The organism is Tessaracoccus bendigoensis DSM 12906, from assembly GCF_900141915.1.
Lineage (GTDB): Bacteria > Actinomycetota > Actinomycetes > Propionibacteriales > Propionibacteriaceae > Arachnia > Arachnia bendigoensis.
Genome location: NZ_FQZG01000028.1, coordinates 16,514 through 35,622 on the forward strand (window position 1 = coordinate 16,514; position 19,109 = coordinate 35,622).

The following is a 19,109-nucleotide window of genomic DNA, read 5'->3' on the forward strand; positions in this document are numbered from 1 at the left end:
CATGGGTCGCCGGGTACCGATTCGTCACAACGCACACAGGCCGACTTGCGCCTTGCAAGAATCAGGACCGGGAGAACAGGAGCCGAAGATGGCCATCTCAGAGACGGAGCGGGCACGGATCCGGGCCGTGAAGGAACGGGTGGAGGACGACCTGTTGAACCTGCCCGGAGTGACGGGGGTCGACATCGACGAGTCGTACGAAGGAGGCGAGCCCACCGGCGAAGGGGCACTCGTGGTCTTCGTCGCACACAAGCGCCCGCTGACGGAGATCCCCGAGGCCGAACTCATCCCTGCCACCATCGACGGGGTGTCCACCGATGTGCGGGAGATGAGGATCGTGAAGCAGGATCCTCAGACGTGACACAGGCCGCAACGGTGCTGGCCCGCGCCGTCCGTGGTGGGCTCGTGGACGCTGGAGGCGCCTTGCAAGGCCGGGTGAGCGTGCATGCGATCGGCGCCTCAAACTTCGTGCATCGCGTTGAGGTCGACGGTGCCCCTGTCGCCTACGTGAAGAGCACCGGGCAGGCGGCCGCGATGGACGGAGACGACGCCGTGGCGCGCGAGTCCGAGGTGCTCGGCCTCATCCAGGGCCTGTGCCCTTCGCCCGCGGTCCTGCCGCTGACCGACGCAGATGGGTTGTGGCTCACCCCTGTCGTGGGGACGAGCCTTGCCGAACTGGCCACGGTCGGCGACGTCGAGGCCTTGTCGGACGCCTTTGCCTCGGTGGGCAAGGCGTTGGCCGGGTTGCACCTCGTCCCCGTCTCACCCGGTGCCCCCGTTATGAGGCTGCCCTGGCCCCTGCTGGACGAACTCCCCGGTCACATGGACACGGCACGGTTCCACGAGGTGCCGACGCGGGTCATCGAGACGGCGCGCGGGCTTGGAGACGTCACCGCGTCGGTGAAGGGAGCCTGGAAGGGCGGCGCCTGGACCCACGGTGACGTTAGTGCCATGAACGCGATCCTCGGCCCGGACGGCACGGTCCGGCTCATCGACTGGGAAGGTTCAGGCATTGGAGATCCGTCATGGGACCTTGCCGGGGCGAACCTGATGGCACGCTTCGTGGCCCCTACGTGGTTTTCGGTGGCTTGGGCCCGGCTGCTGGATTCCTACCGGGTGGCGGGCGGGCCGGCTGAGCCACCTGGGGCTGCGATGCTCTGCGTCCGGACGCTGGTGGCGGCCTACCAGCAGGCCGTCGGGGCGTTCGCCGTCGGGTCGATGCCGGACGCCGATGGGACGGTGACCCGACTGCTCGCCGAGGTCGAGGCACTCTGTGCCAGGTTCCGGATGGAGGGTGCAGATGTTCTCCCCTGACGACATCGCGCACATCCGTGAGGCGCATGCCGTCTGGTCGGGGATCGCCGCGCCTGATCGCGACGGCGATGCCCTGTACAGCAGGTGGTGGGCGGCGCCCAGAGGCCTCAGCCTGCCAGATGAACCGTTGGGGACTCCCCCGCTTTCCGGTCGGTTGCGCCTCGCCCACCCAGGCACGCGGATCTGGCTCGGCGAGTGTCGCGTCGTGGCAGTCGGGCAGGCCGACACTGTGGTCGTCAAGACGCCTGACGGCGGCACAAGGGCGCTCTCCCGGGGCGACCACTGGACGCCGGGGCGTCCCGGCCTGCCCGCACGTGTCGGTGATGTGGTGGTGGGCGTCGATCGGTCGGGCGGCTACGAGGCCGACGGATGGTGGCGGGCCTGGGGCGGCGGCTGGGACCTGACCCGCACCGCACCGGATGTGACCCGGATCTATCTCACGGTCGCTCCGGAGAGGATCCTTGACGTGGCCAGGAAGCTGCCGCCGGTCCTCGACGGGGCGGGGATCTCGTGGACCCTTAAGACGCCCTCTTCTTCCTTGGCCCTGGCCCGGACCGACGCGGCGGTCTGCTATTTCCACGACGTGGATCGTGGCGTCGCGACCCCGCTGGTGGTCGCGGCGATGGCTGACTCCCTCGCGCCCGGTCGGACGGTGCCCTTCACAGCGGCACTTGCGCACGGGATCTCATGGGCCGAAGACCCGGAGAGCGAGGACAGCTTCGGGCAGTGGCGCTGCCGTCTTCTGCATGACGCCTTCCGCACCGGAGGGGACGCGGTGGCCGCGGCGGGCGCCTCCTTCGAAGCGGCCGGGCTCGACCCTGCCCGTCCCCACCTGCGGGGTGAGCTGTGACCGGCGAGGCGGTGGTTCTCGCCGAGGCGGCCGGACGCTGCCTCGCGGTCTTGTCCGCGCATCGCGTCTCGGACGGTGAGAGGGTCGGTTGGGGCACCTGGGAACTGGATGCGAACGCAGACCCCGTTGGCCTGAACTGCACCCGGCCCTCGCTGTACGACGGCAACGTCGGGATCGCGTGGGCGATGCGTCTTATGGGGGTTGACCCCGGCCAGGTGGTGACCGGGGCCGAACCGCCGGGGCTGCTAGGTGGTGCGGCGGGCACCGTGCTGGCCGGAGGTGGAACGCTTCCCTCGTCCGATGTGGATCGCGGAAACGATCTGGGCGACGGGATCGCAGGCGATCTACTCGTCCTGGTTCGCACGGGCAGCACAGACACCGACCGGGTGGCCTGCCTCGTCGAAGCCTTGGCACGGGCTGCGGTACGCATCGACGACATGGCCTGCTGGGGTGACCCGAGGCTGCCTGCGGATCGACCGCTGTGCGGACTGGCGCACGGAGCCTCGGGGATCGCGATCGCGCTTGCAGAGGCCGCGGTGGCCTACCCGTCGGTCGCCCCGGTCGCGGTGCCCCTCATCGGCGATGCCCTGCGCTGGGAGTCGGCCTGGTACGACCCCGTCCATGGGTGGCCCGACCTGAGGGCGGACGGCGGCGGATATCCCGTGCTGTGGTGCCATGGCGCCGGGGGCATCGGGGCCACCCGGCTGCGGCTGCTGGAACTGGCCCGCATGGGCCTCGACCTCGACTACCCTGCCGACGCAGTCGCAGCCGAAGCTTCTGCCGCCGTCCTCGCCTGTGGCCGCGAGCTGACCAGGGCCGTGGGAGTGGCGAGGAAGGGTGGGCTGGCGTCGGTGCCCTACGGGCTCACGCTCTGCCACGGGGCGGGAGGGTTGCTCGACGTGCTGGTGCAGGCAGCCGAGGTCTGGGACGAGCCTGGTCACCTGCAGGCTGCCAGACGCATCGCGGTCGATCTGTTGGCCACGGCCCCGGAGGACCCACTTGAGTGGCCCTCTGGGTTGAAAGCGCCAGGCTGCCTGGGACTCTTCGTCGGGGTGGCGGGCACGGCCCTCCTGTTGACCCGGCTCGCGGACCCGACCGGTATGGGCACCCTCAGCCTTCTCGGACCTTTCCGGCAGTCCGGATCTGTTCGAGCGGTGACAGGGAGGTGACCTTGGGGGCATTGCCTGTGGCCGAGGCATGCCGGTTTGCGACACGCCGCGCGGAATCTCCAGCCAATGCGCGCATTTGCGGGCCGGAAGTGCTGCAATTGGGGTTCGGGGTCGACGCCGATCCCGGGCACTGAACCCAGAGAGGGGAAACCATGATGGCTCCGGCCCGCCTGCCGACCGTCACAGCCCCTGACGCCCGCTGTGTCCTGATTGCGCGGTTCGGCACCGTGGACGGCGCTTCGCAGGCCGTGGAGGTGTTGGGGGGCGCCTTTCCCGGGCGGGTCGGGAGCTCGGCGATCCTCCGAATCCAACTGGGGTTGTCGGCCTTCGTGGTGTTGAAGGACCGTCCGGAAGGGCGTGGTGCCCTGGTCGGTGGCCTCATGGGGATCGTTGCCACGTCCATGGACCTCTTCGCGGGCGACGGGATCCGGGCCTTGGCCGGGTTGCTGGTCGAGCGTGGGGTTCCAGAGGAACCGTTGAGCCTTCTCGGTGAGGGGCTGGCGGCCAACCAGTCCGCTGTGGTCATCGACCTCGGTGCGGAGACCGCAACGGCTGCCAGACGCAGGCTGAGGGTTCTCGGGGCCTGCGAGGTCATGGAACAGGAGATCGGCCCGGATTTGGCGCACCTCTTCTGCAAGGAGCCGCCACCGGAACCGGCCTCTGGCCGGGGTGGGCGGCTTGGGCGAGTTGTCGTGGCTTGAGCATCAGCGCCCCGCTTGTGGCAAGCTTGGTTAGGTTGCCCACGGTGCAGGGGAGGTGTGCGCAATGGAGGAAGATGCCGCTGGGGGCGAACCCGAATCCCGGCGTTGGTACGCGCTCGCTGCAGCCGCCGTTGCGTTGATCCTCGCCATCTTCGTGGTCCTGATGGCCACGGTGGGCCCGGCAGGGTCGGGCGGCGAGATGACGCCAAGCCCCACGGCCCAACCGACGGGGGACGGAACATCGGCGGAACCCACAAGCACCGCAGAACCGTCGGCGGGGACACCGTCGGCAAGCCCTGCCCCCTCTTCCGCTGGCCCGGTCGTCCTTGAGTTGGGTGACTCCCGCGTAACCGTGCTGCCCGGATGGCGGCTGTACGCGGATGAGGTCGTGCAGGACGACCGGAGGCTGGTGAGGCTGCGCCACCTCGAAACTGACACCCGTATCCAGATTGTGACCCTGACGTCGATCAACGAAGACCTTGCGACGGCCTGCTCCGACCTGGTGACCGAGCAGCGCAAGACCTACGACAATGTGGCTGAGTCTGCGACGGTCGACGTCTCGGTAGCGCCGGGGGCCGAGGGGGTGGCGTGCAGCTTCACCGGCACCCGGACCAGCGATTCCGTGGCAACAAAGGTCGACTTCACCTTGGTACGCCGCGACACCGACTCCACCACGATCGTCTTCCGTGACACCATTCCAGTGGCCGTGCCTGCAGACTCACCCGCCAGGACCGAACTGGCGGTCATCGAATGTGGTGCGGCCTACTCGTTCGGCGTGACCATCAGCCAGTGTGCTACTCCTGGCCAGGCCGACGGCTGAGCTGCTCGAAGACAGGGCGCACCTTCAGCCACCACTGCTCATTCGGACGCTGGTTGTCCCAGTCCATCCCCGCGCTGACCTCACGGAGCGGCGCGAGTAGCCCTGGTGCGCCGCTGGAGGCTGCCACATAGTCGGTGCTGCCGTTCAGCAGTTGCCGGTCAAGATTGCTGATCGCCATGTAGGCGAGCCTGGTGGCATTGATCCGGTCGAAGGGTGTGGGATTGCCACCCTGCTGGATATGCCCGATGACGGCGTCGCGGACCGAGTAGATGCCGGCGCCCTCGGCTTCAAACAATCTGGTGATCACGTCGCCGGTGAAGTACTTGCTCGCCTCCTCGCCCATCACCGTAAGGTAGAACGATCGGCCACTCGTGAAGGAGTCGACCAGCGCAGTCACATCGTCTGTCAACTGTTCCAGCGTGATGCCGGTCTCAGGCAGGTATGCCTTCTCGGCGCCAGCCGCGAGAGCGCCCATCAACGGGAGGAACCCACATGTGCGTCCCATCGTCTCCACGACAAAGGCCCGCTTGCTGGCGGAGGCCGACATGCGGATCATGTCGATCGATCTGACGATCGTGTTCAGCGCCGTATCCGAGCCAACCGCCATCGGCCAGTCGGGAAGGTTGTTGTCGATGCTGGCGGGCAGTAGGGCGATCGGGATATTGAAGGCCGGGTAGCGCCGCCTTTCCTTCTCCATCAGGTCGACAGTCGCGTAGGCGTGGAAACCGCCCATCACGAGCAGCGCGTCGATGCGGTGCTCCTCCAAGGTGCGCGCCATCATGTAGAGGTCGGCGTCCACGGGGACGTAGCGTCGGGTGCCGAAATTGGCGCCTCCGGTGCTGGCCATGCCCTCCACATCGGACCAGGAGACTTCCTGAAGATCGCCCGAGATGAGCCCTGGCACTCCGCCCTTCACGGCGAACAGGTCATAGCCCCGGTCGAGGCCTGCCCGCACCGCAACCCTGGCCAGTTGGTTCATGCCGGGCGCAAGGGCCCCGGCGTGCATGACCGCGATGCGCTTCGCGTTCTCGCTGTGCGCCACGGTCGGGGTCGCCTCGGAGAGCATCCGGTAGATGTCGACCATGGTGGTGAATCCCACACCCCTGGCGTGGATCGCCGCCTCGTAGTCGCCTTCGTTGACGAAGTCGCCGATCCTGTGGGTCGCCTCGACGGCTGCCAGGAGCGGCGTCGTGTTGACCATGTCGCGACGGACGCCCACCAGCATCGGCTCGGACTGGGCGTCGGCGGACAAGACCTGACGGACCGCCTCGGCCCCGCAGACGGTGGCCATCCAACGATCGTAGGCCGACGGGGTCCCGCCGCGCTGCACGTGCCCGAGGATGGTGATGCGCGCCTCCTCGCCGGTGCGGTCACGCAGTGCTGCCTGAATCCGTTGGGCCGTGATGGGTTCCCCCTCACGGTCGGCGGCCCCTTCGGAGACGAGGATGATCGAGTCGCGGCGCCCTGCGGCCCTCCCCCGGCCCAGAACCTCCACCATGCGGTCCTCCCATCCTGGGCGCGGTGGGGACTCGGGTAGGAAGGTGTAGTCGGCGCCCCCGGCGATGGCGGTCATGAGGGCGAGGTAGCCACAGTGGCGACCCATCACCTCGACGATGAAGGTGCGGCGGTGTGATTCGGCGGTCGAGCTGATCGCATCGATCGCCTCGGTGATACGGTGCATCGCCGAGTCGGTGCCGATGGTCATATCGGTGCCGACCATGTCGTTGTCGATGGAACCGACCATCCCTGCGATGTTCAGGTGTGGGTGGGCCGCGGCCTGCTCAGCGGTGATGCGGCCGGTGGTGACCAGTTCCTCAACATATGCGGGCCAGCCGAGACACAACGCCCGGGTACCGGTGAGCGATCCGTCGCCCCCGATCACGATCAGCCTGTCGATCCCGTTGTGGACGAGGTTCTCAACGGCCTTGAGCTGTCCCTCGCGGGTGCGGAACTCGGCGGAGCGGGCGGTGCCGATGACCGTCCCGCCCTTGTTCAGGATGCCGGATACGTCGCTCCAGCCGAGGTGCCTGATGTGCTCGCCTCCGGCGATGGCTCCCTGCCACCCCTCGTAGATGGCATACACCTCGGCGCCCTGGTGGATGCCGGAGCGGACGATGGAGCGCACTGCGGCGTTCATGCCCTGCGCATCCCCGCCCGAAGTCATGACTCCGATGCGCGGGCTCATCGGCGGGTTCCCTTTGGGCGCACCACACGAGTTGCCTGCCAGTCGGGTGCGACGTTGACGGTATTGGTCAGCGCAAGCCCTGCGACGGTGACGCCCTCTGCGAGCGATGCTGCGGAGATGAACCCCGGTCGTCCGACCTTCGGTGTCAACAACCAGATGCAGCCGGAGCCTGACAGGTCTGTCATCGCATCGACCAGCCCGTCGGCGATGTCGCCGTCGTCTTCCCTCCACCAGAGCACCACGACGTCAACCGCTTCGAGCGGGTCGTCGACCATCTCGGCGTCGATGGAGTCCATGATGTCGTCGCGGAGGTCCGCGTCCACGTCGTCGTCCCATCCCAGTTCCTGGACCACGAGCCCAGGGGTGAGGCTCAGAAGGTCGGCGCTCGCGAGCGGGTCCCTGGTCGACTTGCTATCTGCCATGTCCACAGGTCAAGCCTGCCAGATGCGGCGCCCGATTTCACGACGGCCCCCCGGAACGGGTAGGAAGGGCCGGTCCGAATAAGGACCGACCCTTCCCAGATGTGGCCTCTGTGGGCGACGCCTTGGCCTACGCGTCGCCTCCGGCGTTTCCAGATGCGCCGGCCGTCACATCGTCCAGCCGGTACCGTGCGGCGGCCTCGGTCGCCCACTCCGCCGGGACCTGACCGTCGGCTGCGAGCCGCTGCAGGACCGCCACCGCCACCGACGGACCGTCGATGTTGAAGAAGCGACGGGCCGCGGCGCGGGTGTCGGAGAAGCCGAAACCGTCGGCACCCAGCGTCGTGTAGTCGCCAGGGACCCACTGCCGGATCTGGTCGGGAACGGCTCGCATGTAGTCGGACACCGCCACCACCGGGCCGGGCGTGCCTTCCAGCTTCTGCTCGACCCAGGTCTTGGGATGCTCGCCGAACGGGTCATGGAACTTGGCTTCCTCGATGGTGAGACCCTCGCGCCTCAACTCGCCCCATGAGGTGACGCTCCACACGTCCGCGACCACGCCGTAGTCGTTCTTGAGGAGTTCCTGGGCCTCGAGCGCCCAAGCGAGACCGACGCCGGACGCAAGGATCTGCGCGCGGCGGGCGTCTTCGCCGACGCCCTCCATCGAGCCGGGCTTGACCAGGTACATGCCCCTGGTGATGCCCTCGACCTCGACCCCTGCCGGCTCTGCGGGCTGGACGATCGGCTCGTTGTAGACCGTCAGGTAGTAGATGACGTTCTCGGGGTGTTCACCGTACATCCGGCGTAGCCCGTCGCGCACGATGTGGGCGATCTCGTAACCGTAGGCCGGATCGTAGGAAACGACCGCGGTGTTGGTCGACGCCAGGATCGGCGAGTGGCCGTCCATATGCTGGGTGCCTTCACCGGTCAAGGTGGTGCGACCCGCCGTTGCTCCGATCATGAAACCGCGTGAAAGCTGGTCGGCGGCGGCCCACATCGCGTCCCCGGTGCGCTGGAAGCCGAACATCGAATAGAAGATGTAGATCGGGACCATCGGCTCGCCCTGGGTGGCGTACGAGGTGCCGGCAGCGGTGAACGCCGCGACCGAACCGGCCTCGTTGATGCCGGTGTGGAGGATCTGACCAGACTTGGACTCGCGGTAGCTGAGGAACAACTCGTTGTCGACCGGTGTGTAGTTCTGTCCGTGCGGGTTGTAGATCTTGATGGTCGGGAAGAAGGCGTCCATACCAAAGGTGCGGGCCTCGTCCGGGATGATCGGGACCACGTGCGGCGCGAACTGCTTGTCGCGCATCAGATCCTTCAGCAGCCGCACGAATGCCATGGTCGTGGCAACCTGCTGATTGCCGGAGCCCTTCCGCGACGACTCGTACGCCTTGTCGGCTGGCAGCGAGATGAACTTCCGGTCGGCGCGACGCTCCGGTAGGTAGCCGCCCAACTCCCGACGTCGCTCCTGCAGGTACTGGATGCGCGGATCATCCTGCCCGGGGTGGATGTAGGGCGGCAAGTACGGATCTGCTTCGAGTTGCTCGTCGGTGACGGGTACATCGACCCGGTCACGGAAGCCCTTGAGGTCGTCGAGCGCCATCTTCTTCATCTGATGGGTCGCGTTGCGGCCGGCGAAGTGCTTGCCGAGGAAGTAGCCCTTGATGGTGTGGGCGAGGATGACGGTGGGGGCACCCGTGAACTCGGTGGCCGCCTTGTACGCCGCATACACCTTGGAGTAGTCGTGGCCACCCCGGGTGAGGCGCCAGATGTCGTCGTCGCTCCAGTCGGTGACCATGGCCGCGGTGCGCGGATCACGCTCGAAGAAGTATTTGCGCACGTATGCGCCGTCATTGGCCTTGAACGTCTGGAAATCGCCGTCGGTGGTCGAGTTCATCAGGTTGACCAGCGCGCCGTCGGCGTCGTTGGCGAGTAGCGGGTCCCAGCCGCGGCCCCAGACGAGCTTGATCACGTTCCAGCCGGCCCCTCGGAAGAAAGCCTCGAGTTCCTGGACGATCTTGCCGTTACCTCGGACCGGGCCGTCGAGCCGCTGCAGGTTGCAGTTGACGACGAAGGTGAGGTTGTCGAGTTCGTCGTTGGCGGCCAACTGCAGGGCGCCGCGCGACTCGACCTCGTCCATCTCGCCGTCACCCAGGAACGCCCACACGTGCTGCTGTGAGGTGTCCTTGAGGCCACGGTTGTGCAGGTAGCGGTTGAACTGGGCCTGGTAGATCGCGTTGATCGGCCCGAGTCCCATCGAAACGGTCGGGAACTCCCAGAAGTTGTCCATCTGCCTGGGGTGCGGGTAGCTCGGGAGCGACCGGATTTTCCCATCGACGTAGTGCGAGTGCTCCTGGCGGAAGCCGTCGAGATCGTCCTCGGTGAGCCGACCCTCGAGGAACGCGCGGGCATACATGCCAGGTGAGGCGTGCCCTTGGAAGTAGATCTGATCCCCGCCCCCCGGGTGGTCCTTTCCACGGAAGAAGTGGTTGAAACCGACCTCGTACAGGGTCGCCGAAGATGCGTACGAGGCGATGTGGCCGCCGACGCCGACGCCGGGACGCTGGGCGCGGTGCACCATGATGGCGGCGTTCCAGCGCAGGAGACGGCGGATGCCGCGTTCGAGCGCTTCGTCGCCGGGAAACACCGGCTCGCTGCCTGCTGGGATGGTGTTGACGTAATCGGTGCCCGTCAGGGATGGCACGCCGATGTGGCGTTCACGGGCCCGCTCGAGGAGCTTTAGCATCACGTAGCGGGCGCGGTTCCGGCCGCCCGCTTCGATCACTCCGTCAAGCGATTCAAGCCATTCCGCGGTCTCCGCAGGATCGATGTCCGGGAGATTGGTGGGCAGACCATTGAGAATCGGTCCAACCTCGTTCTGACTCACGAAGGTTCCTCTCGATGTCGGGCAACATGGGCTTCGGCGCAGGCCGATACCAGATCCCCACCCTAGCGCGCTTCGGGGGTGCCCAATGGGCATTCAACCGTCGCGTGGAAGGGGTCTTTCGACGCCTGGGGCGGGATCGATGCAGGCGGTCCCGCAACTGACGAGGCTGGAGGCAGCGACGAAGTCTTTAAATATGATACAAGAAAATAGTGCAAAAGATCCGGCGGTCCACCCCTCGACCCGGTTTCCGTTTCGTCAGCGGTGGCGCCGCGCGTGTTTCAACAGCCGCTCGACCGGCCAGGTGGTGACTATCTGGTCGGGCTCTATCCCGGCGGCCACTGCCCTGGCGGCGCCGTAGGTGAGGAAGTCGAGTTGTCCGGGGGCGTGGGCGTCCGAGTCGACGCTGAACAGGCACCCGGCGTCCTTGGCGATGAGCAGCAGATCCAGTGGCGGGTCCTGGCGCTCCGGTCTCGAGTTGATCTCCACGGCGACCCCGAACATGGCGCACGCCGCGAACACGAGTTCGGCGTCGAAGCTCGACTGGCCGCGCCAGGTGCCGTCTGGTCGGAGCTTGCGCCCGGTCGGGTGCCCGAGGACGGTCGTGTGCCGGTTCGAGACGGCGCCGATCATCCGACGGGTCATGGTCGTGGAATCGGCCGTCAGCTCGGAATGCACCGAGGCGGTGACGACATCGAGCCCGTCGAGCAACGCGTCTGCCTGGTCGAGGGCGCCGTCGCCGAGTATGTCCACCTCTATTCCCTTGAGGATGCGCACCCGGTGGTTGCGCTGGGCGGACTCGATCTCGCCCCACTGTGAGACGAGGCGTTCCCCACTGAGCCCGTTGGCGACGCGGAGCCGAGGGGAATGGTCGGTGATCGCGAGGTAGTCGTGGCCGAGAGCTTCGGCAATGGTGGCCATCTCCGCGATGGATGAGCCGCCGTCTGACCAGTTCGTGTGGGTGTGCAGGTCGCCGCGCAGCAATGCCCTGAGGTCGTCGCCTGCCGGGTCGAGCGAGGCTGCGCCCGCGGCCCTCTTATCGGCCAGTGCGGTCGGCAACCTGCCTTGTGCGGCGGCCGCGGCAATCGCGGAGGTCTTCGGTCCGAATCCCTTCAGCGACCTCCACCCCGCCTCGGTGTCTGGTAGCTCTGGCAAGCCGTCCGCGATGGCCGCAGCCTCGCGGAATGCCCGGACGCGGTACGTGTCGGCGCGGTCCCGCTCGAGCCAGAATGCGTACTCGCGTAGCGCCTCCGACGGTGTCAGGCCGGTCATGGGATGCGCGTCGGCCGACAGGTGCCAACCGGGCCGGGGCTGGGAGGCGGCTTCATGAGCGCAGGAGATAGATGTCCTGGATCCAGCTGTGCTGCGAGATCAGCCGTTGCCGCACTCGCTGCAGCTCCGGCACCACCGTGCGCAGGGGACCGCTGGCCAGCACCTGGTCAGCGGTGCCGAGATAGGCGCCCCAGAACAGCTCAGTGTCCGGGAACTCCGCTACGAGGGCCTGGCAGGTGAAGTCGGCGTCGTCGAGCACCACGAAGTCACCGAGGCCCGGGTGGTATTCCGACAACAGCCGGGCTCCGATGGTGAGGTGCACGCTCTGCCCCGCGCGGTTGAGCGCGATCGCGTGTGCCGCAGCCAACAACTGGGGCGCAGACACTCCGGGGATGACCGTCACGTCCATCGGGATGGCGCCCCGCAGCTCATCGACCACCCTCAGGACGGAGTCGTAGACCGCCGGATCGCCCCAGGCCAGGAACCCGACCGTGGCGTCATCTGGCAGACCACTCATAATCTGCGAATAGGGGGCCAGCCGCGCGGCGTCGATCTCACCGTCATCGGCTTGCGTGTGTGCGGGATCGAGGACCGTTACCACCCGATGGACCCGCTTGACGTTGCGGCGGATCAACTCGCTGCGACGCCACACCTGATCCGACTGGTTGTCGTCGGAGTCGGCGACCAGGAACACGTCGACGCTGTTCATCGCGTCGACCGCGTCGAGCGTGAGTTGACCGAAGCCGCCGGGGCCGAGCCCGATCACGAATACCTTGCGCGCCACACCGCTCACCCTACCGTCCCCTGGCCATAAACTTGCTGGATGGAACCCCGTCCCGGAACTGCGCCAGCGTTGATCTCCTCTTCCCGCACGCGAGCCGGGATCATCAAGCGGCTCACGGCGGCATCCTCCGAGATGAACACCGCGACCTTAGCTGCGCTCAATACCCGCCATGCCTGGTTCGGGCGGCTGGACGCGGAGTCGCGCTCCTGGATCGGTCTGCTGGCCCGCTCCGGGATCGACGGATTCGCAACCTGGTTCTCCGGTGAGGAGTTCAAACCCGAGTCGATCTTCGACGCCGCTCCTCGCGCGATGGCACGCCGCATCACTCTGCAACAGACCGTGGACCTGGTGCGTACCACCACCGATGTGGTGGAAGAGCAGATCCAGCATCTGCTGCCCCGTGGTGACCGGCAGCCGCTGCAACTGGGCATCGTGCACTACTCAAGGGAGGTCGCATTCGCGGCGGCCGCGATCTATGCGAGCGCGGCAGAGGCCCGTGGCGCCTGGGACACGCGAATCGAGGCCACGGTTGTCGATGCGGTGGTGCGGGCCGAGACCGATGAATCCGTGATCTCCCGGGCCTCGACTCTCGGCTGGAACACGGAGTCCGACGTGGTCGTGGCGATCGGCGGGGTGCCAAACCCCCACGACCCGGACGGCGGAGGCCAGTTGGACGGCCTGCGCAGGGCCGCCGCGAGACTGCAACTTGAGGTGCTCGCGGCTCCTCAAGGCGACAGGCTCGTCTGCATCTTCGGCGGGGAGGGAGTGGGTGACCCGGCGGAGACCTGCGAACGGATCGGAAAGCTGCAGGAGTTCTTCGCGCCCGGCCCAGTGGTCATCGGCCCCACAGCGGACGGACTCGCGGGCTCTCCCCGGTCCGCTCGGGCGGCCGCCTCCGGATTCCGCGCCGCGAAGGCCTGGCCCGAGGGCCCGCCGACCCTGCTGGCCATCGACCTCCTCCCGGAACGTGCTCTCGCCGGTGATGGGCACGCGCGCCGGATTCTGAGCGGCGACATCTATCCGGCGTTGGCCGCGAACAAGGAACTGCTTGAGACGTGCGTCGGATTCCTCGATGCAGGCTCCTCGATGGAGGCCACCGCCCGGGCCCTCTTCGTGCATCCGAACACGGTGCGCTACCGGCTCAAGAGGATCCAGGACGTCACCGGCTACAATCCGGCCGACGCGAGGGAGGCCTACGTGCTCAGGATGGCGATCACGCTAGGCCGTCTCCAACGGTGACCGCTCCCGACACCGCTGTGATTCAGCGCACCTGACAAAATCCCCAGGGGCCTGTCACGGTCCGCACTCGGTGGGCATTGTCGGGTTCCCACAATGCGCGTCGCGACATTTTCGTGCGATTCGATTTCCCCCCGTCGCGGGCAAACGGGCATGGTTGGAGGGTGCTAGCAATTGTCGCGCCCGGGCAGGGCGCCCAGACCCCAGGATTCCTCGCTCCGTGGCTTGAAGACGCGGCGCTGGCAGAGCAACTCGCCGCGCTTTCCGAGGTCAGCGAGCTCGACCTCGGGCACTTCGGCACCGAGGCCGACGCCGAGACGATCCGCGATACCGCGATTGCGCAGCCGCTGCTGGTGGCTTCCGCGCTCCTGACGGCGCGTGCCCTCCTGGGTAGCGACCTGGGTGCGGTCGGTGTGACCGCCGGGCATTCCGTCGGGGAACTGGCCGCGATGGCACTTTCGGGGGTCATTTCGGACGATGATGCGCTGATCCTGGTTCGGGAACGCGGCCGCGCGATGGCCGAGGCCTCTGCCGCCAGGCCGACTTCCATGACCGCGGTCGTCGCCGGCGATCGGGATGAGGTGCTCGCCGCCATCGAGGCGGCCGGACTCACCCCGGCCAACAACAATGGCAGTGGGCAGATCGTGGCGGCGGGCACCGTGGAGCAGCTCGCGGTACTCGCAGAGAACCCACCCCGCAGGGCCCGTCTGGTTCCGCTCAGCGTCGCCGGGGCTTTCCACACGATCCACATGCAGCCTGCAGTGGCTCATCTGCAAGGAGTGGCCGCAGGGGTCGAGACCCACTCCCCCAGGTTGGCGCTCCTCAGCAACGCCGACGGCAAGGTCGTCACCTCCGGTTCCGACGCCCTTACTCGAATGATCAATCAGGTCGCAAACCCGGTCCGCTGGGACCTGTGCATGGCTACGATGGCGGAATTGGGTGTCACCGGTCTTCTCGAACTTGCACCGGCCGGCACACTCACCAAGATCGCCCAGCGAAACCTCAAGGGCGTTGAATTGTTCAACCTGAACTCGCCTGACCAACTCGACGAGGCGCGCACCTTCGTCGACGCCCACGCATCCGCTGCCCCGCAGCCCGAATCCAAGTGAGTATCAACGTGGCTCTGAAGACCTCCACAGGCGCCGAATACGCGCGGATCATGTCCGTCGGCGGAGCACGCGGTAGCCGCGTGGTCAGCAACGAGGAGATGTGTACCCTCATCGACTCCACCCCGGAGTGGATCCAACAGCGCACCGGGATCACCGAGCGCCACTGGGTGGCCGAAGGTGAGGACGTCGAGACCCTCGGTATAGAGGCCGCGGGTAAGGCGATCGAGCGGGCCGGCCTCCAGCCCTCCGACATCGACGCGATCCTCGTCTCGACGGTCTCGCACTACCAGCAGACCCCGTCGCTGGCCTGCATCCTGGCCGGTCAGCTTGGCCTCGGGGCGCCGGCCGCGTTCGACATCTCCGGTGCCTGTGCCGGCTTCTGCTACGGCGTCTGCTTGGCCGAGTCGATGGTCCGTTCGGGGTCGGCGAAGCACGTGCTGGTCATCGGGGCGGAGACGCTTTCGCGCTACACCGATTTCAGCGACCGGTCCACGGCATTCCTGTTCTCCGACGGAGCGGGCGCGGTGGTCGTAGGGCCCTCCGACGTCCCGGCGATCGGTCCGACGGTGTGGGGCTCGAAGCCTGAGGCGGCCAGGGTCATCGAGATCGACGACTGGCGCCAGGTGAACCCGAGTGTCGAGGGTCCCTTTATCCACATGGAAGGCCGCGAGGTCTTCAAGTGGGCCACCACCGCGATCGTGGACAAGGCCGTCGAGGCACTCAGCGCCTCGGGGCTGACCCCCGAAGAACTCGACTGCTTCATCCCCCACCAGGCCAACAACCGGATCACCGATTCGATGTTGCGCCACCTCAAGCTGCCCGAGGACGTCGTGGTCAGCCGCGACATCATCCGGATGGGCAATTCGTCTGCGGCGTCGATCCCGCTGGCGATGGAGGCCCTGCTCGAATCCGGGCAGGCCAAGAGCGGTGACAGCGCACTGATCATCGGATTCGGAGCGGGCCTCGTGTTCGCCGGCCAGACCGTGATCCTGCCCTGACCACACCACCCACCCACCCAACACAGTTAAGTTAAGGAGCCAACATGGCAAGCACTGAAGAGATCCGCACGGACCTGGCCGAAATCGTCAACGACATCGCCGGTGTCGCCGCTGAGGATGTTCAGCTCGACAAGTCGTTCGTGGACGACCTCGGTGTCGACTCCCTGTCGATGGTCGAGATCATCTACGCCTGCGAGGACAAGTTCGGCGTCAGCATCCCCGATGAAGACGCCAAGAACCTCAAGACGGTCGGCGACGCCGTCGCCTACATCGAGCGCGCCCAGAACTGACGCGCCAGGGCGGCTCCGAACGCGGGGCCGCCCACCTCCATTCCCTCCCCTCCCCCACCCTTGACGTCTCAGGAGCCCGCATGACCCGTACGGTCGTCATCACTGGATTTGGTGCTTTCACCCCCCTCGGCGCAGATGCCCCCAGCACTTGGGAGGCGATGCTCGCCGGGCGTTCCGGCGTACATGCACTGCGCCAGTCCTGGGCGGCTGAGCTGCCCGTGACCTTCGCGGCCGAGACCTCAGACCCGGTCGAGCATCTTGACCGAGTGACCGCACGACGGCTCGACCGGTCGTCGCAGCTGGCGATGGTCGCAGGCATGGAGGCGTGGGCCGATGCCGGTTTCGGACTGGGTGCCGACAACCCCACCGACCCTGACCGCACACTCGTCTCGGTCGGAACCGGGATCGGCGGGCTGCATTCGCTCCTCGGCAACTGGGACACGCAGAAGGAGAAGGGGCTGCGCCGCGTTTCGCCGCTGACCATCCCCATGCTGATGGCCAACGCGCCGGCCGCGAACCTCGGATTGCTCGTCGGTGCCGCCGCAGCGGTCCACGCCCCCGTCAGCGCCTGTGCGTCGTCGAACGAGGCGATCTCCCTCGCCTACGACCAGATCCAACTCGACCGTTGTGACATTGCCCTTGCGGGAGGCACCGAGGGGGTCATCCACCCATTGCCGCTGAACGCGTTCGCGCAGATGCAGGCGCTAAGCCGACGCAACGACAGCCCCGAGACTGCCTCACGTCCGTGGGATGTGGACCGCGACGGCTTCGTGCTCGGTGAAGGCGCCGCCCTGATGGTCCTCGAAACCTTGGAAAGTGCCCTGGCCCGCGGCGCGAAGATCTACGGCACCCTGGTGGGCGCAGGCATCAGCAACGACAACCATGACATCGTGCAGCCTGAACCCAGCGGTCGTGGACAGTCGCAGGCCATGATCAAGGCGCTCAAGGCATCCGGTCTGGCCCCCCGCGACATCGTCCACGTCAACGCGCACGGCACGTCGACGCCGCAGGGTGATGTGACGGAGGCGGGCTCAATCGCCACGGCCCTCGGCTCCGCCGTCGACGGCGTCGTCGTGACCTCCACCAAGTCGATGACGGGCCACCTGCTCGGTGGTGCCGGAGCGCTCGAGACGTTCGCGACTGTAATGGCGCTGCGGGATCGTGTCGTCCCCCCCACCATCAACATCGAGAACCTCGAACCGGGGCTGCCGGTCGACATCGCGGTCAACGCCACGCGCACGCTAGGCGAAGGCGATCTGGCCGCGCTCAACAATTCGTTCGGTTTCGGTGGCTCGAACGTGGCGGTTGCGGTGACCAACCAGAACGTCACCGCCTGAATCGGCCGCGCCGAAAACGGCCGGGCCGACATGGCCCGGCCGTTTTCTGTTCCTGATCAGCCGACCTGATGCAACCAGCGAACCGGTGCCTCCTCGGAGGCGTAGCGGAACACATCCAACTCCTCATCCCAGGGGGCACCGAGTAGTCTCTCCAGGGCCTTCAGGATCGGCTCCCCGCCGAGCGCGTCTGTGGCCACTGCATGCTTGAGACGGTCTTCGGGGATGAGGATGTCGCCGTGGACACCGACGACGGCGCTGAACGAGCCGAGGGAAGGGGTGTGGCAGTAGCGTTGCCCATCCGAGGAACCGCTCGGCTCCTCCGTCACCTCGAAGCGCAACTGACCCAGCCGACCGAGCGCCGATGCGATCGCGGCGCCCCTGCCGGGCGCCCCCGTCCAAGAGAACTCCGCCCGCTGGCTGCCCGGCTGGGCCGGTTGCGGAACCCAGCCCAGGCTGATGCGGGTGTCCAGGACGGCGCCGATGGCCCACTCGATGTGCGGGCACAGCGCCGCCGACGCGGAGTGGATGAAGATCATCCCCCGCGTCGGCGGTCTGGTCTCTGAATGAGCAGACATCGGTTGAACCTCCTGGTTGGGCCAGATTGCCTTCCCCAGCGATTCGGCCCGACCAGGTGTCCTGCCAATTGTGCATCAGCCCCGGCGGACGCGCAACGCTTCAGCAGCCATAGAAGTGATCCTGGGCCGCTTCGCGCGCCCTCACCGTCACGATCTTGTCGGTCGGGAGCAGCTTCTCCGGGTCGCCCTGATCCCACGCCTTGTAGAACAACAGTTCGACCGGGCCTTCACGCAGCGATGCGCCCTGGAAGGGGCCGCCCTCACTGTTTCTCGTGACCAGTTGGATCTTTCCCGGGAAGGCCGCGGTGAGTTGGGCGTAGGTCATGCCGACCCGGAAAGTAGAAAGGCCGGAACTGCTGCCGATCGGGGTGGCAGGGCTGCTGGTCCACACATTGCCGATCGTGCCGTCAAGGTAGTCCATCAGGTCGACGCCGAATGAGCGCACCTCTGCGGACGCGCGGTGAGCGCTGCAAAGGTTGCCCGGAGCGAGGTATTGCCCATGCATGATCGAGAGGCTGGTGCCGAGCTGGATGGGCCCGAACCCGGTCGGGGTCAGGACGGCCCGCTGCAGCACCGATTTCGGCACGCTGGTCACGGCCGGGATCGAGGCGGATGAGAACTGGACCTGGTTGTTGAACACCCAGCGCTTGACCGTCTGGAATCCAGAGCCGGTGCTGATCACGACATCCGCGCGGGCAAACGTGCGACAGCCACCCTTACCAGTCAAGGCCGTGTCGCACTCGGTGCGCCACGCGCGCCCATCGGAGGCGGTCCAGGATGCGGTCCGGCCGAGGTTGTTGCCGGCCCACGCTGCCCGTGGGCTCGGGAGGTACGTCAGGTTGTTGAACGCCCAGCCGTTGATCTGTCGGTAGCCGGAGCCGACCCTCACGACCTGGCTGGCCCAGATCTCGGTGCGGCACCGCACGATGCTCGACGAGTACATCATGCACTGCGTCCGCCAGGCTCGGCCGCCGATGAACTGGGACCCGGGGGTGTTGTATACGCTGACCACGGGAGTGGGAGGCGTGTAGACCGGCGCCGCGTTGGCAACGGGCGTCGGACCGGTCATCAGGAGGCCTGCCAGCACGGCGGCCGCGCAGTAACGGAACAGCTTCATTGCACACTCCTTCATCGAGGACCGCGCAACGATCCGGTCCTTAACA

Annotated in this window: 18 protein-coding genes; 11 read left to right on the forward strand and 7 right to left on the reverse strand. The window is 67.0% G+C overall.

Going from position 1 to position 19,109, the window contains the following annotated elements; all coding sequences use genetic code 11:
• The first annotated feature begins 88 nt into the window (after nt 1-88).
• The 6 genes from BUC15_RS19455 (at nt 89) to BUC15_RS08955 (ending at nt 4,854) form a co-directional block, all read left to right on the forward strand.
• Nucleotides 89-361, forward strand: a complete 273-nt coding sequence (locus tag BUC15_RS19455) for a hypothetical protein (protein WP_073187269.1) — start codon at nt 89-91, stop codon at nt 359-361.
• Nucleotides 358-1,314 (forward strand): phosphotransferase family protein, encoded by a 957-nt coding sequence (locus tag BUC15_RS08935; protein ID WP_073187271.1) that lies wholly within the window; start codon nt 358-360, stop codon nt 1,312-1,314. Before BUC15_RS19455 ends, BUC15_RS08935 begins: the two co-directional genes overlap by 4 nt.
• Complete coding sequence (locus tag BUC15_RS08940) at nt 1,301-2,164, forward strand: T3SS effector HopA1 family protein (protein ID WP_073187273.1); 864 nt, start codon at nt 1,301-1,303, stop codon at nt 2,162-2,164. Before BUC15_RS08935 ends, BUC15_RS08940 begins: the two co-directional genes overlap by 14 nt.
• Complete coding sequence (locus tag BUC15_RS08945; protein ID WP_073187275.1) at nt 2,161-3,333, forward strand: lanthionine synthetase LanC family protein; 1,173 nt, start codon at nt 2,161-2,163, stop codon at nt 3,331-3,333. Before BUC15_RS08940 ends, BUC15_RS08945 begins: the two co-directional genes overlap by 4 nt.
• A 152-nt stretch (nt 3,334-3,485) precedes the next feature.
• Nucleotides 3,486-4,034: a hypothetical protein gene (locus tag BUC15_RS08950; RefSeq protein WP_073187278.1), complete on the forward strand. Its 549-nt coding sequence runs from the start codon at nt 3,486-3,488 to the stop codon at nt 4,032-4,034.
• A gap of 64 nt (nt 4,035-4,098) precedes the next feature.
• A complete protein-coding gene (locus BUC15_RS08955; RefSeq protein WP_073187280.1) occupies nt 4,099-4,854 on the forward strand; it encodes a hypothetical protein in 756 nt (251 codons plus the stop codon).
• Here the strand turns inward: BUC15_RS08955 and BUC15_RS08960 are convergent.
• The 5 genes from BUC15_RS08960 to cobF form a co-directional block, all read right to left on the reverse strand.
• Nucleotides 4,829-7,039, reverse strand: a complete 2,211-nt coding sequence (locus BUC15_RS08960; protein ID WP_073187282.1) for a 6-phosphofructokinase — start codon at nt 7,037-7,039, stop codon at nt 4,829-4,831. The two genes, BUC15_RS08955 and BUC15_RS08960, sit on opposite strands and share 26 nt — an antisense overlap.
• Nucleotides 7,036-7,461, reverse strand: a complete 426-nt coding sequence (locus tag BUC15_RS08965; RefSeq protein ID WP_084189471.1) for a DUF3052 domain-containing protein — start codon at nt 7,459-7,461, stop codon at nt 7,036-7,038. Before BUC15_RS08965 ends, BUC15_RS08960 begins: the two co-directional genes overlap by 4 nt.
• Nucleotides 7,462-7,588: 127 nt before the next feature.
• Nucleotides 7,589-10,441 carry a pyruvate dehydrogenase (acetyl-transferring), homodimeric type gene (aceE, locus tag BUC15_RS08970; protein ID WP_084189472.1) on the reverse strand — a complete coding sequence of 951 codons (2,853 nt, stop codon included), beginning with the start codon at nt 10,439-10,441 and terminating at the stop codon, nt 7,589-7,591.
• A 162-nt stretch (nt 10,442-10,603) separates the two neighbouring features.
• A complete protein-coding gene (locus BUC15_RS08975) occupies nt 10,604-11,617 on the reverse strand; it encodes a PHP domain-containing protein (protein WP_217652183.1) in 1,014 nt (337 codons plus the stop codon).
• Nucleotides 11,618-11,669: 52 nt separating this feature from the next.
• The gene (gene cobF, locus BUC15_RS08980; protein ID WP_073187284.1) at nt 11,670-12,401 is read right to left on the reverse strand and encodes a precorrin-6A synthase (deacetylating); all 732 of its coding nucleotides are present in this window, start codon (nt 12,399-12,401) and stop codon (nt 11,670-11,672) included.
• Nucleotides 12,402-12,533: 132 nt separating this feature from the next.
• Here cobF and BUC15_RS08985 point away from each other — a divergent pair, with 132 nt between their 5' ends.
• The 5 genes from BUC15_RS08985 to BUC15_RS09005 all read left to right on the forward strand — a co-directional run bounded on the left by BUC15_RS08985 (nt 12,534) and on the right by BUC15_RS09005 (nt 17,371).
• Complete coding sequence (locus BUC15_RS08985; RefSeq protein WP_245787931.1) at nt 12,534-13,640, forward strand: PucR family transcriptional regulator; 1,107 nt, start codon at nt 12,534-12,536, stop codon at nt 13,638-13,640.
• Nucleotides 13,641-13,801: 161 nt separating this feature from the next.
• The gene (locus BUC15_RS08990; RefSeq protein WP_073187289.1) at nt 13,802-14,746 is read left to right on the forward strand and encodes an ACP S-malonyltransferase; all 945 of its coding nucleotides are present in this window, start codon (nt 13,802-13,804) and stop codon (nt 14,744-14,746) included.
• 2 nt (nt 14,747-14,748) lie between these two features.
• Nucleotides 14,749-15,744, forward strand: coding sequence for a beta-ketoacyl-ACP synthase III (locus BUC15_RS08995; RefSeq protein ID WP_425443345.1), 996 nt, complete (start codon nt 14,749-14,751; stop codon nt 15,742-15,744).
• A 44-nt stretch (nt 15,745-15,788) separates the two neighbouring features.
• Complete coding sequence (locus BUC15_RS09000) at nt 15,789-16,034, forward strand: acyl carrier protein (RefSeq protein WP_073187291.1); 246 nt, start codon at nt 15,789-15,791, stop codon at nt 16,032-16,034.
• Nucleotides 16,035-16,114: 80 nt separating this feature from the next.
• On the forward strand, nt 16,115-17,371 hold the full coding sequence (locus BUC15_RS09005; protein WP_073187293.1) for a beta-ketoacyl-[acyl-carrier-protein] synthase family protein: 1,257 nt from the start codon (nt 16,115-16,117) through the stop codon (nt 17,369-17,371).
• 56 nt (nt 17,372-17,427) lie between these two features.
• Here BUC15_RS09005 and BUC15_RS09010 read toward each other — a convergent pair whose 3' ends face one another.
• Both BUC15_RS09010 and BUC15_RS09015 read right to left on the reverse strand, forming a co-directional pair.
• Entirely contained in the window at nt 17,428-17,946 is a 519-nt protein-coding gene (locus tag BUC15_RS09010) for a DUF3145 domain-containing protein (protein ID WP_073187296.1), read from the reverse strand.
• Nucleotides 17,947-18,046: 100 nt separating this feature from the next.
• Entirely contained in the window at nt 18,047-19,063 is a 1,017-nt protein-coding gene (locus BUC15_RS09015; RefSeq protein WP_073187298.1) for a hypothetical protein, read from the reverse strand.
• Nucleotides 19,064-19,109 lie beyond the last annotated feature (46 nt).